This window comes from Aeromonas popoffii (assembly GCF_000820025.1).
Taxonomy (GTDB): Bacteria; Pseudomonadota; Gammaproteobacteria; order Enterobacterales; family Aeromonadaceae; genus Aeromonas; species Aeromonas popoffii.
In genome coordinates this window covers 21,051-35,792 of sequence record NZ_CDBI01000046.1, presented here as the reverse complement: position 1 = coordinate 35,792, position 14,742 = coordinate 21,051, and the positions used below count along the sequence as shown (strand labels likewise).

The following is a 14,742-nucleotide window of genomic DNA, read 5'->3' as shown; positions in this document are numbered from 1 at the left end:
TTTACTGTATGGGTGAATTTGAGCTGATTGATAAGTACTTCAAGGTCCCCCACGCCCGCAAGGACGTGGTGATGGGCCCCGGAGATGACTGCGCCCTGCTGACCCTGCCCGCCGATACTCAGCTGGCGGTGAGCACGGATACGCTAGTGAGCGGCGTTCACTTCCTCCCCGACATGGATCCGGTGGATCTTGGCTACAAGGCGCTGGCGGTCAATTTGTCCGACCTCGCCGCCATGGGCGCCGAGCCGCGCTGGGTGTCGCTGGCACTGACGCTGCCCGCCATCAACGAACCCTGGGTCGCCGGTTTTGCCGAGGGTTTTCTCGAGCTGGCCGAATACTACAACGTGGCGCTGGTGGGCGGGGACATGACCCGTGGCCCGCTCTCCATCACCGTCTCGGTGAAGGGATCCGTCCCCGCCGGTCGCGCCCTGATGCGCCGCGGTGCCAAGGTCGGTGACGGCATCTATGTCACCGGCACCCTGGGAGATGCCGCCCTGGCGCTTTCCCATCTGCTGGGTAAGCGCAGTCTCAACGAGAACCAGCTGGCTGCCGTGCTGCCACGGCTTGACCACCCCCATCCCCGCATTCTGGCAGGGCAAGCCCTGCGCGGGCTGGCGAGCAGTGCGCTGGATCTTTCAGATGGACTTTCCTCGGATCTCGGCCATATCCTCAAGGCATCCGGCGTGCGGGCCCAGATCGATCTCGATCTGCTGCCCCTGTCGCCCGTGCTGCAGGATGCGGTGCCCGAGCAGGATGCCTGGCAACTGGCGCTGGCCGGTGGCGATGACTACGAGCTCTGCTTTACCGTGCCGCAGGAGTATCGCGGGGCGCTGGATACGGCGCTGGCCAACTGTGGCGTCAAGTTCACCCGCATCGGTCGCATCGTGGCAGGCGAGCCGGGTATCGACTACCTGAGAGGCGAGCAAGGGCTCGAACTGCAACTGAAAGGGTGGGATCACTTCGCATGACCTTTTTTATGATAAGACCGGAGCTGAAAAGGCTGAACCTGAAGAATCCGCTGCACTTGCTGGCGGTGGGGTTTGGCTCGGGCCTCTCTCCCAAGGCGCCGGGCACCATGGGGACGCTGGCGGCTATCCCGCTTTATCTGCTGGTGAGTGGTCTGGCAACGCCTTGGTTCATCGCCCTGCTGGCAGTGGGATTCGTGGTGGGCATTCGCATCTGCCAGAGCGCTACCGATGCCATCGGCATGCCGGATCACGGTGCCATTGTCTGGGACGAGGTGATCGGCTTTGGCGTCACCATGATTGCCGCTCCGGCTGGCTGGGAGTGGGTGTTGGCCGGCTTCGTGCTGTTCCGCCTGTTCGATGTGTTCAAACCCTGGCCCATCTCCTGGTTTGATCGCCGCATTCACGGTGGACTCGGCATCATGCTGGACGATCTCATCGCCGGTTTGTTCGCCCTGTTTTGTATGCAATTACTGGCATACTGGCTGGGGTAAATCTCCTCGTAAGGGGGATCGCCAGTCTGGCATTCCCCCTATATAGCTCTGTTTATTTTTCATTCATCGGCATATGCTGCCGTTAAAAAATCATTTCACATAAATATTCACTACTCATTCGAAGCTTAATGCTATTGTTCTAATAGTGATTATTTCCGTCTGTTGCGTCTTTGTTGAAATTAAAATCAGTAAAAAGTACTGATAATAGTCACATAGTCTTGTTATGAGACAAAAATCGTTATTTTGGACTGCTATGATGGCCGTTGGCTGAGCAACGTATTGCGAAATTGTATAACCCGATCATTTACAGTCGCGGTCAAACCGTCTAACTTACTCGCGGGTTATTCCAAAAAAATGCAAAAAACCCGCCCGGATCGCTGGTTTCGCTGCCTCATGGATTGAGCGTTTATTACTCATTAAAGCACTCAATATCAGTACTCCAGGCACAGCCAGCATCTGCGGCCGATTTACGGACGAATTCTTTGGGACGGATGTCCCCCGCAGAGGTAAACATGTCCTTGCTCGAAGTGAAAAACTTGCGGATCGAGTATCCCTCCCGCTATGGCGTGCTGGCCGCAGTCAAAGATCTCTCCTTGTGTGTCGAAAAAGGGGAGATCGTCGGCGTGGTGGGCGAATCTGGCGCCGGTAAATCCACCATAGGCAATGCCGTCATCGATCTGCTGAGCCCGCCGGGGCGTATCGCCCGTGGTGACATCTATCTCAACGGCGAACTCATCTCTGGCAAGAGCCAGAACGAGATGCGGGCCATCCGTGGTTCCCGTATCGGCTTCATCTTCCAGGATCCCATGACCTCCCTCAATCCGCTGTTCACGGTTGAACAGCAGTTGGTGGAGACCATTCTTGCCAATACCAAGCTCTCTCGCGACGCGGCCTTTGCCAAGGCGCTCGAGCTGATGGGGGCGGTCGGGATCCCGCAGCCCGAGCTGCGAATCAAGCAGTATCCACACCAGTTCTCCGGCGGCATGCGTCAGCGGGTGGTCATTGCCATCGCGCTGTCGTGCGATCCTGAGCTTATCATCGCCGACGAACCGACCACGGCCCTCGACGTCTCCATTCAGGATCAGATCCTCCAGCTCATCCGCAACCTCTGCAAAGAGCGTCAGGTGGGCTGCATGCTGGTGACCCACGACATGGGGGTGGTCTCCAACGTCACTGACAAGGTGGCTGTGATGTACCGTGGCGATCTGGTGGAGTTCGGTACCACTGAACAGGTGCTGGGTCACCCCAATCACCCTTATACCCGCAGCCTCATCTCGGCAGTGCCCCGCTCCGACGTCAAGCTGGTACGTTTCCCGCTGGTCTCCTATATCGAGGATGCCAGCGCGCCGGATACCAATATCGATCTCAAGACCCACTGGCTTGGCCAGAGTCAGGACGAGCGCACCTATGAGGGGGCCCTGCTGCGGGTGGAGAACGTGGACCTGAAGTTCGTCACCAAGGACTCCATCTTCCCGAGTCGTCGCCAGTACGTGCGTGCCTGCAACAACATCAGTTTCGAGATCTTCGAAGGGGAGACCTTCGGCCTGGTAGGGGAGTCGGGCTCCGGCAAATCCACCATAGCCCGTGCCATTACAGGCCTCTATCCGCCCGATACCGGCAAGATCTTCTTCGAGGGGATCGATCTCACCGCTCTCAAGAGTGAGCGTGAGCGCCGCCCCCTGCGTCGCCAGATGCAGATGGTATTCCAGAACCCTTACTCCTCGATGAATCCGCGCATGAAGGTGCGTGACATCATCGCCGAGCCCATCCGCTTCCATAAGCTGGCGGGCAGTGAGAGCCAGATCGAGGGCATAGTCAACGACCTGCTCGATCATGTGGGGCTCGGTCGTGGTGCCGGGGTCAAATATCCCCACGAGTTCTCCGGTGGTCAGCGTCAGCGCATCTCCATCGCCCGTGCCCTGGCGACCCGGCCGCGCTTCCTCATCTGCGACGAGCCGACCTCGGCGCTGGATGTGTCGGTACAGGCACAGATCCTTAACCTGCTCAAGGATCTGCAGCAGGAGCTTGGGCTCACCATGCTGTTCATCAGCCACGATCTGCCGGTGATCCGCCAGATGTGCGATCGCATCGGCGTGATGCAGCATGGCCATCTGGTGGAAGTGGCCGAGACCGAAAAACTGTTTACCAATGCCGAGCATGAGTACAGCCGCAAGCTGATCTCCCTCATGCCGGAGTTCAAGGGAATGTCCCGCGAGGGGCTGGAAATCGCAAGCTAGGAAATCACCAGCTCGCCGGTTTGTCTGTCAATAAAAAAGCCAAAAGCATGGAGAACAAGATGAAGAAAGGATTGTCCAAAATTGCCCTGGCGCTGGTTGCCGCCGGTTTCGCCTTCGGTGTCTCAGCTGCTGATATCAAAGTCGGCGTAGCGTCAGATGCAACGTCCATGGATCCGCAGGAGCAGCTCTCGGGTCAGACCCTGGAGATGTCGCATCTGGTGTTCGATCCCTTGGTGCGCTACACCCAGGACATGCAGTTCGAGCCGCGTCTTGCCGAGAAATATGAGCGCATCGATGACAAGACGATACGTTTCTTTTTGCGTAAAGGGGTCAAGTTCCACTCCGGTAATGAGTTCACCGCCGATGATGTGGTATGGACCATGGACCGCTTGAAGTCTTCTGTCGACTACAAAGCGATCTTTGAGCCCATCACTGAGGTGAAGAAGATCGATGATCACACCGTTGACTTCATTACTGCCAAGCCATTCCCACTGGTGCTACAGACAGCAACCTATTTTTTCCCGATGGACGCCAAGTTCTACACCGGGAAAACCAACGATGGTAAGGACAAGGCTGAGATTGTCAAAAACGGCAGTTCCTTCGCCTCGACCAATGTGTCTGGCACCGGTCCCTTTGCCGTCAAGTTTCGCGAGCAAGGTGTGAAACTTGATTACGTCCGTAATGCTAACTACTGGGACAAGAGTTCCAAAGGTAACGTCCAAAATCTGACCGTTGTGCCGATCAAGGAAGATGCAACCCGTGTTGCAGCCCTGCTGGGTGGCGATGTGGATATTATCTATCCGGTTGCCCCCAACGATCTGGAGCGAGTCAAAAATGGTAAGGATACCCAGCTGGTAAGCCTGCCTGGTACCCGCATCATCATCATCGAGCTCAACCAGAACACCAACCCGGCCCTGAAAGACAAGCGTGTGCGTCAGGCAATCAACTACGCCATCAACCAGGAAGGTATCGTTGAGAAGATCAACAAGGGTTTTGGTACAGCGGCTGGTCAACTGAGCCCGAAAGGCTATGTTGGTCACAATGAAGCCCTGACCCCTCAATATGACTTGGCTAAAGCGAAAGCACTGATGAAGGAAGCCGGTTACGAGAATGGCTTCAAGGTGAGCTTTATCTCCCCGGCTGCTCGCTACGTCAACGACGTCAAGATTGCCCAGGCGGTCTCTGCCATGCTGGCCAAGATCAATATCAAGGTGGATCTGAAGACCATGCCGGTGGCTCAGTACTGGCCCGAGTTTGACAAGTGCGCCGCTGACATGCAGCTGATCGGCTGGCATTCGGATACCGAAGATAGTGCCAACCTGTTTGAGTTCCTGACCTTTACCAAAGATGCCAAGACCGGTATGGGCCAGTACAACTGCGCAGGCAACGCGAACACCGATGTTGACAAACTGGTGATGGATGCCAACACCGAGACCGATCCGGCCAAGCGTGCCGAGATGCTGAAAAAGGCTGAAGCATTACTGGTTGAAGATGCCACTTATGTGCCGCTTCACTGGGAAAACGTAGCTTATGGCGCCAAGAAGAATGTGGATATCGCACCGGTAGCCAACGTCATGGTATTCCCCTACTTGGGCGACCTGGTGGTCGGCAAGTAAGAGAACGTCGCAAGGAAGGACGGGGCGGGGGGGCCAGCTGGCCACTCCGCCCACTAACAGAAGCCTGTGCCACGACACAGGCCACGTAGAAGGACAAGCATGTTTACATTCCTGCTGAAACGGTTCTATCAGGCGGTGATAGTGATGTTCGTCATCAGCCTGGTCGCCTTCTCCATCCAGGACAACCTGGGTGACCCGTTGCGCGAGATGGTGGGACAATCGGTCTCCGAAGCCCAGCGTCACGAGTTGCGTGAGAAGATGGGCCTCAATGATCCCTTCCTCATCAAATACAGCCGCTTTTTGAAAAATGCGGTGCATGGGGATTTGGGCACTTCCTATTTCTTCAAGCGACCGGCCCTCGAGGTGATACTCGACAAGCTGGTGGCTACCCTTGAGCTGGTGTTTGCCGCTGCGCTGATCATTGTGGTGGTCTCCATTCCACTCGGTGTTTATTCGGCGATCCGCCCGCGCAGCATCCCCACCAAGCTCATCATGGCGGGAAGCAGTATCGGCATCTCGATCCCGGTCTTTCTGACCGCCATCATGCTGATGTATCTCTTCTCTATCCAGCTGGGCTGGCTGCCGGCTTACGGCCGTGGCGAAACCTACAATCTGCTGGGCTGGGAGTCGGGCTTCTTCACTTGGGATGGTATCAAGCACCTGATCCTGCCAGCGGTGTCGCTCTCCTCCATCATGCTGCCGCTGTTTATCCGGCTGGTGCGCTCCGAGATGCTGGAGCAGCTATCTTCCGAGTACGTCAAGTTCGCCCGCGCCAAGGGGCTGGATAACAACAAGGTCTACTACCAGCACGCCCTGAAGAACACCATGCTGCCGGTCATTACCGTCGGTGGTGTGCAGATCGGTACCATGGTGGCTTACACCATCCTGACCGAGAGCGTGTTTCAGTGGCCGGGTACCGGTTTCCTGTTCCTCGAGGCGATCCACCGGGTCGATACCCCGTTGATCACCGCCTACGTTATCTTCGTGGGACTGATCTTCGTGGTGACCAATACCCTGGTCGACCTGCTCTACGGGTTTATCAACCCGACCGTCAACCTGACCGCCAAGGGGTGATACATGGCTAACACTGTGACTGCGAGCCCAAGCCGTTGGACTCGATTCAAGAACGCTGACATCGTCTACTACTTCCTGCGGGACAAGGTAGCCATGTTCAGCTTCGCCGTGTTTGTGGTGTTCGTACTGGCGGCGCTGCTGGCGCCCTGGCTGGCGCCGCACAACGTCTATGACCAGACCAGTTTCGATCTGATGGATGCCGAACTGCCGCCCTCCTGGCTGGAAGGGGGTGAGGAGCGCTTCTGGCTCGGCACCGACAACCAGGGCCGCGATATCTGGAGCACCATCCTCTATGGTGCCCGTATCTCGCTGACCATAGGGTTGTTTGCTGTGGGGCTGCAACTGGTGCTCGGCATCGTCGTCGGTTTGATCGCCGGTTACTTCGGTGGCCGCATCGACAGCCTGCTGATGCGCTTTGCCGACGTGCAGCTGTCGTTCTCCACCATGATGGTGGCGATCATCATCTCCGCCATCTTTCAGGCAACCTTTGGCTCCGAGTTCTACTCGAAATTCGCCATCATGATGCTGGTGGTGATCATCGGTATCGCCGAGTGGCCGCAGTACGCCAGGACGGTACGTGCCTCTGTACTTGCCGAAAAGAAAAAGGAGTATGTGGAAGCGGCCAAGGTGATGGGGTTCCGCGCCCCGCGCATCATGTTTCGCCACATTCTGCCCAACTGCCTGTCGCCCATTCTGGTGATCTCCACCGTGCAGGTGGCCAACGCCATCATGAGCGAGGCGGCACTCTCCTTCCTCGGCCTGGGGATGCCGGTGGATCAGCCGTCGCTGGGGTCGCTCATCAGCGTCGGCTTCAACTACATCTTCTCAGGCTCCTGGTGGATCACCGCCTTCCCGGGCATCTGTCTGGTGGTGCTGGTACTGGTCATCAACCTGTTGGGTGACTGGCTGCGGGATGTGTTTAACCCGAAGATTTACAAGGGTTAACTCGGGTCAGAAGTGAAGATACAAGAAGGGCGCCATCAGGCGCCCTTCTCTTGTTTTCTCTTTAACTCGCAGCAGGTCAGGCTTGCAGCCAGGTTTCGATGCTGCGCTGGATGCCTGTCTCGTCCAGACCGAGCAGGGCATAGATCTCCTGCTGGGTGCCCTGTTCAACGAAGCGATCCGGCAGGCCCAGATTGAGCACCGGCTTGCATTGCTTATTGCGCATCAGCAGCTCGTTCACCGCAGAGCCGGCACCGCCCATGATGGCGTTGTCCTCTATGGTCACGAACTGGTCATGGCTGGTGGCAAGCGACAGTACCAGCGCCTCATCCATCGGCTTGACGAAGCGCATGTCCACCAGGGTGGCATCGAGCGCCTCGGCGGCGGCCCTGGCCTGCTGCAGCAGGGTGCCGAACGCCAGTATGGCGGTGCCCTTGCCCTCGCGAATGACACGGCCCTTGCCGAGCGCCAGCGCCTGCATCTCGGTCTGCACCTCGATACCTGTGCCGCTGCCACGGGGGTAACGCACCGCCGCAGGCTGGTTGCACTGATAGCCGGTGTAGAGCATCTGGCGACACTCATTCTCGTCGGACGGCGTCATCACCACCATGTTGGGCACGGTGCGCAGGAAGCTGATGTCGAACGCCCCCTGATGGGTCGGGCCATCGGCGCCCACCAGACCGGCCCGGTCGATGGCAAACAGTACCGGTAGCTCTTGCAGCGCCACGTCGTGGATCAGCTGGTCATAGGCGCGCTGCAGGAAGCTCGAATAGATGGCGACCACCGGCTTCTTGTCGGCGATGGCGAGGCCAGCGGCGAAGGTGACCGCATGCTGCTCGGCGATGGCGACGTCGAAGTAGCGATCCGGATACTGCTGGCTGAACTTGACCAGCCCTGAGCCCTCGCGCATGGCGGGGGTGATGCCGACCAGCTTCTCGTCTTTTGCCGCCATGTCGCACAGCCACTGGCCGAAGATGGCGGAGAAGCTCGGCTTGCCGCCGCTCGCCTTGGGCAGGGTGCACTCGTCCGGATTGAACTTGGGCACGCCGTGATAACCGATGGGATCTTTCTCGGCGGGCTCGTAACCCTTGCCCTTCTTGGTCTTGACGTGCAGCAGCTGCGGTCCCTTGAGGTTGCGCATGTTGCGCAGTGTCTCGACCAGGGCATTGATGTCATGGCCGTCGATGGGGCCTATGTAGTTGAAGCCAAACTCTTCGAACAGGGTGCCAGGCACCACCATGCCCTTGAGATGCTCCTCGGCCCGCTTGGCGAGCTCCTTGACCGGAGGCAGGCCCGCCAGCACCTTCTTGCCACCCTCGCGTATGTTGGTGTAGAGCTTGCCTGACATGATGCGGGCCAGGTGGTTGTTCAGCGCCCCGACATTCTCGGAAATGGACATCTCGTTATCGTTGAGCACCACCAGCATGTCCTTGTGGACATCGCCGGCGTGATTGAGGGCCTCGAATGCCATCCCGGCTGTGATGGCACCATCACCTATCACGGCCACTACTTTACGACCCAGGCCCTCGCTCTCGGCAGCGACTGCCATGCCGAGCGCCGCACCAATGGAGGTGCTGGAGTGACCGACCGAGAGCACGTCATACTCGCTTTCGCCGCGCCAGGGGAAGGGATGCAGGCCGTCTTTCTGACGGATGCTCTGCATCCGGTCCCGACGACCGGTCAGGATTTTGTGGGGATAGGCTTGATGACCCACATCCCACACCAGTCGATCGAACGGTGTGTTGTAGACGTAGTGCAGCGCTACCGTCAGTTCGACTGTGCCGAGCCCGGAGGCGAGATGACCACTGGAGCGGCTCACCGAACGCAGCAGATATTCACGCAGTTCGTTGCACAGCACGGGCAGCCGATCGAACGGCAGGGATCGCAACTCGACCGGCGTATCCGCGAGGGCCAGGTTGGGGAAATTGCTTATATCAACGCTCATATTGTTACTGTTATCCAGCGTTTAGTGGGTTCGCTCGATGATGTAATCGGCAAACGCTTCCAGAATGTCGGTATTGTAGGGCAAAGATTGCAAGGCTGTTAAGGCTTTACCGTGCAGTTCGCGAGCCAGCTCACGGGCATTGTCGAGTCCGAGCAGGGCCGGATAGGTACTCTTTTCCTGCGCCAGATCCGAGCCTTGCGGCTTGCCCAGGGTGGCGGTATCGCCCGTGATGTCGAGGATGTCGTCCTGCACCTGGAAGGCCAGTCCGATGGCGGCTGCGTACGTTTGCAGCGCGGCCAGAGTGGCGTCGTCCACGTCGGGCTTGCACAGGGCTCCCAGTGCCACGGCGCATTCGATCAGGGCGCCCGTCTTGTGGCGATGCACCTGCTCCAGCTCGGACAGGCTGATCTGGCGGCCTTCGGCCTGCAGATCCAGTGCTTGTCCACCACACATGCCGAGGTAGCCGGAGGCGCGGGCGAGGCGACTCAGCATCCGCACCCGGTTGGCCAGAAGCCGGTCGGGCAGGGGATGGTCGGCCAGAATGGCGAAGGCCAGGGTCTGCAGGGCATCACCGGCCAGGATGGCGGTGCCTTCGTCAAATGCCTTGTGCACGGTCGGCTGACCACGGCGCAAGTCGTCGTTGTCCATGGCGGGCAGGTCGTCGTGCAGCAGGGAGTAGGCGTGGATGCACTCCACTGCGGCGGCGGGGCCATCCAGCAGCTCGCTCTTGACACCCAGCATCTCGCCCACGGCATAGACCAGGAAGGGCCGTACTCGCTTTCCGCCCAGCAGCAGGCCGTAGTGCATGGCATCGCGCAAACGCGGGGCCATGGCGGGCAAAGATTCAAGTTGTGCAGACAGGCAGTCGTCAATACGTTGACGATGCAGACGGGAAAAATCGTCCAGCGTCACTCATTCCTCTCCTTGCTCTGGCTGGAAGGGGACTGCTTGCTCTGTGCCATCGGCCTGAGTCAGCAGGATCTGGATCTTCTGTTCGGCCTGTTCCAGCTTCTGCTGGCCAGCCCGCACCAGATGAACGCCCTGTTCGAACTGTTTGAGCGCCTCTTCCAGTGGTAAGGAACCTTGTTCCAGTTGATGAACTATGGTTTCCAGCTCTTCCAGAGTGGCATCAAAACTCAGGCGGTCGATTTTTTTACTGGCCATGTTCATCCTCGGGGATTGAAAAAACGGCTTATCTTAACATCGACGACGGGCAGGGGGGAGGCTGAAAAGTGCGGTCGGCTTAAACTCTCGGAAAAGTGGCCGATAATAAACCATCTCGTGAACAAGGAAAAACGTGGTGGCCCTTGCCGCTGATGAGCCAATAGCAGAAAATTCAAAAAACTACAGATAAAAAAATTTCAGCTGACAGGAGTAGGGATGTGGATCTAGGTAGTCTGATTGGCATAGTACTGGGATTTGGGGTCGTGGTGTACGGCATGCTACTGGGGGGGCCCATGAGCATGTACATCGATATCCCTTCTGTCTGCATCACCATTCTGGGCTCCCTCTTCATCTGTATGATGAAGTTCAACATCGGTCAGTTCCTGATGGCGTTCAAGGTGGCCGGCAAGGCGTTCATCTACAAGGGTGACAAGCTCGACGACCTCATCATCAAGGCGGTTGAACTGGCAGATGCGGCCCGTAAAGGGGGGTTCTTGGCGCTGGAAGCCGCCGAAGTGCCAAACGATTTCATGAAAAAAGGTATCGACATGCTGGTGGACGGGCACGACGCCGATGTTATCCGTGGTGTGATGGAAAAGGACATCGAGCTCACCGCTGATCGGCACATCCTGGCCATCAAGGTCTTTCGTGCGCTAGGTGATCTGGGGCCCGCCATGGGGATGATAGGCACACTGGTGGGACTGGTGGCGATGTTGGCCAACATGAGCGATCCCAAATCCATAGGCCCAGCCATGGCCGTGGCCTTGCTCACCACACTGTATGGCGCCATTCAGGCCAACATGGTTGCTATCCCCATCGCCGACAAGCTGGAGCTGCGCAGCGGTGAAGAGCAGTTGAGCCGCTGCCTGGTGCTGGACGCCATCATGGGCATTCAGGATGGTCAGAACCCGCGGGTGATCCAGTCCATGCTGCAAAATTACCTGAACCAGTCCAAACGCAACAATGGCAGCGAGTAATCCCCATGGCTAAGTGCAAGTGTCCGCCACCTGGTCTGCCCGGTTACATGGGGACCTTCGCCGATCTGATGTCGCTGTTGATGTGCTTCTTCGTGCTGCTGCTCTCCTTTGCCGAGATGGATGTGCAGAAGTTCAAGCAGATCGCCGGTTCCATGGAGAAGGCGTTCGGCGTGCAGAACATTCTGGAGGTCAAAGACATTCCCAAGGGAACTTCTGTCATCGCCCTCGAGTTCAGGCCGGGTCGCCCCGAGCCGACCCCCATCGATACCATCATGCAGCAGACTATAGACATGACCCAGACTGAGCTCGACTTTCAGCCCGGTGACGCCGATCAGGCCGGAGGTCATGACAAGAGCGAAGAAAAACTGGTGGGAGGCGACACCCAACAGGAGGCGCAGAAACAGCAGGAGCAGTCCAATGCCCTGGCCAAGGAGTTGGCGGAGCAGATGAAGGCCCAGATCCAGGATGGCGCTATCGAGGTGGAGGCGCTGGGTCAGCAGATTATCATACGGATCCGCGAAAGGGCGGCTTTCCCAGCCGGTTCAGCCTTCCTGCAGCCCCAGTTCTGGCCGGTTATTCGCAAAGTCGCCAGCTTGTTGAAAGATGTGCCAGGTGAGATAACCGTGTCGGGCCATACCGACAACATAGCGACCGAAAATGAGCTGTTTCGATCGAATTGGGATCTCTCATCCCAGCGTGCGGTGGCGGTTGCCCATCAGATGATCAAGGTGCCCGGCTTCGATGGCGGGCGACTGGTGGTGCAGGGCATGGCCGATTCCCAGCCACTGGCACTGAACACCACCCCGGAAAACCGGCGCATGAACCGGCGAGTGGAGATCGCCATCATGCAGGGCAAGCCGACAGTATCAGCCCCGATTGGGGTCTCTGAGCAGAAGTAGTGTCGATGGCAAAGCGCGATCCCGCTCGCAGGGACTGACATGGATTTTGTGCTGGCTTCATATTAAGATGGCTCATCCGAACCGATAGCTGCGGCTCTTTTTGATAGCCGCAGCTTCTCTTTTCAAGCAACCCAGGTTTCGACTATGAATCATACTCCGATGACTGTTCGCGGCGCTGAAAAGCTGCGTCAAGAGCTCGACTATCTGAAGAGCGAGCTTCGTCCGCAGATTATCGAAGCGATTGCAGATGCCCGTGAACATGGTGATCTGAAAGAAAACGCCGAGTACCATGCTGCCCGTGAGCAGCAAGGCTTCTGTGAAGGCCGCATTCAGGAGATTGAGAGTAAGCTCTCCAATGCCCAGGTGATCGATGTCACCAAGATTACCAACAATGGTCGCATTATCTTCGGGGCGACCGTTACCCTGCTGAAAAGCGAGACGGAAGAGGAAGTTGTCTACCGCATCGTGGGTGACGACGAATCTGACATCAAACAGAACATGATTTCGGTGAACTCGCCCATCGCCCGTGCCCTGATCGGCAAGGAAGTGGATGATGTTGCCATCGTCAAGACGCCGGCCGGCGACGTGGAATACGAGGTTCTGGCCGTCGCTTACCTCTGATGTGAGGTGATGTCTGAAACAGGGGAGCCCGGCTCCCCTGTTGCTATTTAGCGGGGTTGGTAGGCCTGGGTGAAGGCATCCTGATGGCGCTGGAACATCCAGCAGCTCAGTTGCTCAAGATCCGGCTTGGCCATCTGGAAGTGCAGTGCCCAGCCTTGCACACCATTGCGTTGATGGATGTGCCTGACCAGCTCAGCGCAGAGGGGCAGCGGGGCCAGTTCATGAATGAGCAGGGTGCCACTGAGGGTGGCGCCGATCGTCAGGTCGGAGGGCAAGCCTTCCACCACTAATCCGTCCAGCGACAAGCTGTGCACCAGACACTCGGTATCGGCCACCTTCAGGCGCGCCTCCTGGTCGAGGCGCCAGGTGCGCAAATGGGGATAACCCAGCTCCTTGATGACGGGCGCGGCGATGCGCGGCTCGACAAAGCCATCGTCCCCCTCGGTGAAGCGCAGTGGAAAGCGGAGTTGATGCCCGGCGAAACGGGCTTCGAGCACCAGTTGATCGGCACGTTGCAGCAGTCCGAGCAAGGGGGTGGCGAGATAACCGCTCAGGGATTGTCCGGCGGCCGTCTCCTGACTGCTCCCCAAGTCCCGTAACATGGCCAGTTCATCTTCGGTGAGAATCGGATGGTGATCCATAGTGGAGTGTCCACGAGTATTCATCGCAGGTTAAGGGCCTGGAGAGTACTTTGGCAAGCGACTTGGGAAGAAGAGAAATGAAGGAAAGAGCGAGGCTCTTTCCTGTTACTTGCGGGGCAGTTGGATTTTCGGCTCGTTGGCCTGACGGTAGATGGTCAGCACGTGGCCGATACTCTGTACCTTGACCGCGCCGGTTTCACGGACGATTGCATCCATAACCAGTTGTTTCATCTCACGATCTTCAGACGCAACCTTAACCTTGATCAGCTCGTGGTAGTTCAGGGCCAGATCGATCTCGGCCAGTACGCCTTCGGTCAGACCATGTTGACCCAGCAGGACCACGGGCTTCAGACTGTGGGCAAGGCCCTTGAGGTACTGTTTCTGTTTATTGTTGAGAATCATGGCAATTTCTTCATAAGTCAGGGTTGAAAGGGGCGTATTCTACCCCCACTTAGCCCTTAATACTAATAACCCTTGTGGTTTTTTAAAGTCGACAATCATGACCCAGAAAAAACGTTCCCCCAGCTCAACCCGCTGGTTAAAAGAACATTTCGACGATCAATACGTCAAAAAAGCCCAGAAGTTGGGGCTGCGTTCCCGCGCTGTTTTCAAGATTGATGAGATCCAGGGCAAGGACAAATTGCTCCGTACCGGCATGACAGTGGTGGATCTGGGGGCGGCCCCGGGTGGCTGGTCCCAGTTTGCCGTTGAGCAGGTGGGTGACGATGGACGGGTCATCGCGTGTGACATTTTGCCGATGGATCCCATTGCCGGTGTCGATTTCCTGCAAGGGGACTTTCGGGAGGAAACTGTACTTGGCGCTTTGTTGACCCGTGTCGGTCCTGACAAGGTAGACTTGGTCATGTCTGATATGGCGCCCAACATGAGTGGCACCCAGCAGGTAGATCAGGCTCGCGCCATGTACCTGGTCGAGCTGGCGCTCGACATGTGTAACCAAGTATTGCGCAGTAATGGCAGCTTCGTGGTGAAGGTATTCCAGGGAGAGGGGTTTGATGCCTATCTCAATGAAATTCGTAAGCTTTTCTCTGCTGTCAAGATTCGTAAACCAGACTCGTCTCGTGCCCGTTCACGAGAAGTCTACATTGTGGCTACCGGTTTTAAACTGTAGTACCCTAACCTTCATCGTTAACTGTCAGTCTGCGAGGT

15 protein-coding genes are annotated in these 14,742 nt (G+C 57.5%); 10 read left to right on the top strand and 5 right to left on the bottom strand.

Going from position 1 to position 14,742, the window contains the following annotated elements; all coding sequences use genetic code 11:
• Positions 1 to 8: 8 nt before the first annotated feature.
• The 6 genes from thiL to BN1129_RS08470 all read left to right on the top strand — a co-directional run bounded on the left by thiL (position 9) and on the right by BN1129_RS08470 (position 7,331).
• Positions 9 to 968 carry a thiamine-phosphate kinase gene (gene thiL / locus BN1129_RS08495; RefSeq protein ID WP_042035823.1) on the top strand — a complete coding sequence of 320 codons (960 nt, stop codon included), beginning with the start codon at positions 9 to 11 and terminating at the stop codon, positions 966 to 968.
• Complete coding sequence (locus BN1129_RS08490) at positions 965 to 1,459, top strand: phosphatidylglycerophosphatase A family protein (protein WP_042035822.1); 495 nt, start codon at positions 965 to 967, stop codon at positions 1,457 to 1,459. Before thiL ends, BN1129_RS08490 begins: the two co-directional genes overlap by 4 nt.
• 512 nt (positions 1,460 to 1,971) lie before the next feature.
• Positions 1,972 to 3,696, top strand: a complete 1,725-nt coding sequence (locus tag BN1129_RS08485) for an ABC transporter ATP-binding protein (RefSeq protein ID WP_042035821.1) — start codon at positions 1,972 to 1,974, stop codon at positions 3,694 to 3,696.
• 59 nt (positions 3,697 to 3,755) lie between these two features.
• Positions 3,756 to 5,312, top strand: a complete 1,557-nt coding sequence (locus tag BN1129_RS08480; protein ID WP_042035820.1) for an ABC transporter substrate-binding protein — start codon at positions 3,756 to 3,758, stop codon at positions 5,310 to 5,312.
• 99 nt (positions 5,313 to 5,411) lie between these two features.
• A complete protein-coding gene (locus BN1129_RS08475) occupies positions 5,412 to 6,386 on the top strand; it encodes an ABC transporter permease (protein ID WP_042035819.1) in 975 nt (324 codons plus the stop codon).
• Positions 6,387 to 6,389: 3 nt separating this feature from the next.
• The gene (locus tag BN1129_RS08470; protein ID WP_042035818.1) at positions 6,390 to 7,331 is read left to right on the top strand and encodes an ABC transporter permease; all 942 of its coding nucleotides are present in this window, start codon (positions 6,390 to 6,392) and stop codon (positions 7,329 to 7,331) included.
• A gap of 76 nt (positions 7,332 to 7,407) precedes the next feature.
• On the opposite strand, the gene dxs is transcribed toward BN1129_RS08470, so the two are convergent.
• From dxs to xseB, 3 genes are read right to left on the bottom strand one after another with little or no spacing between them, the layout of a single operon-like run.
• The gene (gene dxs / locus BN1129_RS08465) at positions 7,408 to 9,273 is read right to left on the bottom strand and encodes a 1-deoxy-D-xylulose-5-phosphate synthase (protein ID WP_042035817.1); all 1,866 of its coding nucleotides are present in this window, start codon (positions 9,271 to 9,273) and stop codon (positions 7,408 to 7,410) included.
• A gap of 21 nt (positions 9,274 to 9,294) precedes the next feature.
• Positions 9,295 to 10,185, bottom strand: a complete 891-nt coding sequence (gene ispA, locus BN1129_RS08460) for a (2E,6E)-farnesyl diphosphate synthase (protein ID WP_042035816.1) — start codon at positions 10,183 to 10,185, stop codon at positions 9,295 to 9,297.
• Positions 10,186 to 10,437 carry an exodeoxyribonuclease VII small subunit gene (gene xseB, locus BN1129_RS08455; RefSeq protein WP_005317577.1) on the bottom strand — a complete coding sequence of 84 codons (252 nt, stop codon included), beginning with the start codon at positions 10,435 to 10,437 and terminating at the stop codon, positions 10,186 to 10,188.
• Positions 10,438 to 10,655: 218 nt separating this feature from the next.
• Between xseB and pomA the strand changes: the two genes are divergently transcribed.
• The 3 genes from pomA (at position 10,656) to greA (ending at position 12,934) form a co-directional block, all read left to right on the top strand.
• Entirely contained in the window at positions 10,656 to 11,414 is a 759-nt protein-coding gene (pomA, locus tag BN1129_RS08450) for a flagellar motor protein PomA (protein ID WP_042035815.1), read from the top strand.
• A 5-nt stretch (positions 11,415 to 11,419) separates the two neighbouring features.
• Positions 11,420 to 12,313 (top strand): flagellar motor protein MotB, encoded by an 894-nt coding sequence (locus tag BN1129_RS08445; protein ID WP_042035814.1) that lies wholly within the window; start codon positions 11,420 to 11,422, stop codon positions 12,311 to 12,313.
• Positions 12,314 to 12,457: 144 nt separating this feature from the next.
• On the top strand, positions 12,458 to 12,934 hold the full coding sequence (gene greA, locus BN1129_RS08440) for a transcription elongation factor GreA (RefSeq protein WP_042035813.1): 477 nt from the start codon (positions 12,458 to 12,460) through the stop codon (positions 12,932 to 12,934).
• A 47-nt stretch (positions 12,935 to 12,981) separates the two neighbouring features.
• On the opposite strand, the gene BN1129_RS08435 is transcribed toward greA, so the two are convergent.
• Complete coding sequence (locus BN1129_RS08435; protein ID WP_042035812.1) at positions 12,982 to 13,575, bottom strand: hypothetical protein; 594 nt, start codon at positions 13,573 to 13,575, stop codon at positions 12,982 to 12,984.
• Between the two features lie 105 nt (positions 13,576 to 13,680).
• Entirely contained in the window at positions 13,681 to 13,977 is a 297-nt protein-coding gene (yhbY, locus tag BN1129_RS08430; RefSeq protein ID WP_042035811.1) for a ribosome assembly RNA-binding protein YhbY, read from the bottom strand.
• A 97-nt stretch (positions 13,978 to 14,074) separates the two neighbouring features.
• Here yhbY and rlmE point away from each other — a divergent pair, with 97 nt between their 5' ends.
• On the top strand, positions 14,075 to 14,704 hold the full coding sequence (gene rlmE / locus BN1129_RS08425) for a 23S rRNA (uridine(2552)-2'-O)-methyltransferase RlmE (protein WP_042035810.1): 630 nt from the start codon (positions 14,075 to 14,077) through the stop codon (positions 14,702 to 14,704).
• The last annotated feature ends 38 nt before the right edge of the window (positions 14,705 to 14,742 follow it).

Excerpts from the sequence above, each read along its gene's own strand:
- thiL (WP_042035823.1), top strand. The coding sequence starts at position 9 with ATGGGTGAATTTGAGCTGATTGATAAGTACTTCAAGGTCCCCCACGCC.
- BN1129_RS08490 (WP_042035822.1), top strand. The coding sequence starts at position 965 with ATGACCTTTTTTATGATAAGACCGGAGCTGAAAAGGCTGAACCTGAAG.
- BN1129_RS08485 (WP_042035821.1), top strand. The coding sequence starts at position 1,972 with ATGTCCTTGCTCGAAGTGAAAAACTTGCGGATCGAGTATCCCTCCCGC.
- BN1129_RS08480 (WP_042035820.1), top strand. The coding sequence starts at position 3,756 with ATGAAGAAAGGATTGTCCAAAATTGCCCTGGCGCTGGTTGCCGCCGGT.
- BN1129_RS08475 (WP_042035819.1), top strand. The coding sequence starts at position 5,412 with ATGTTTACATTCCTGCTGAAACGGTTCTATCAGGCGGTGATAGTGATG.
- BN1129_RS08470 (WP_042035818.1), top strand. The coding sequence starts at position 6,390 with ATGGCTAACACTGTGACTGCGAGCCCAAGCCGTTGGACTCGATTCAAG.
- dxs (WP_042035817.1), bottom strand. The coding sequence starts at position 9,273 with ATGAGCGTTGATATAAGCAATTTCCCCAACCTGGCCCTCGCGGATACG.
- xseB (WP_005317577.1), bottom strand. The coding sequence starts at position 10,437 with ATGGCCAGTAAAAAAATCGACCGCCTGAGTTTTGATGCCACTCTGGAA.
- BN1129_RS08445 (WP_042035814.1), top strand. The coding sequence starts at position 11,420 with ATGGCTAAGTGCAAGTGTCCGCCACCTGGTCTGCCCGGTTACATGGGG.
- greA (WP_042035813.1), top strand. The coding sequence starts at position 12,458 with ATGAATCATACTCCGATGACTGTTCGCGGCGCTGAAAAGCTGCGTCAA.
- BN1129_RS08435 (WP_042035812.1), bottom strand. The coding sequence starts at position 13,575 with ATGGATCACCATCCGATTCTCACCGAAGATGAACTGGCCATGTTACGG.
- yhbY (WP_042035811.1), bottom strand. The coding sequence starts at position 13,977 with ATGATTCTCAACAATAAACAGAAACAGTACCTCAAGGGCCTTGCCCAC.
- rlmE (WP_042035810.1), top strand. The coding sequence starts at position 14,075 with ATGACCCAGAAAAAACGTTCCCCCAGCTCAACCCGCTGGTTAAAAGAA.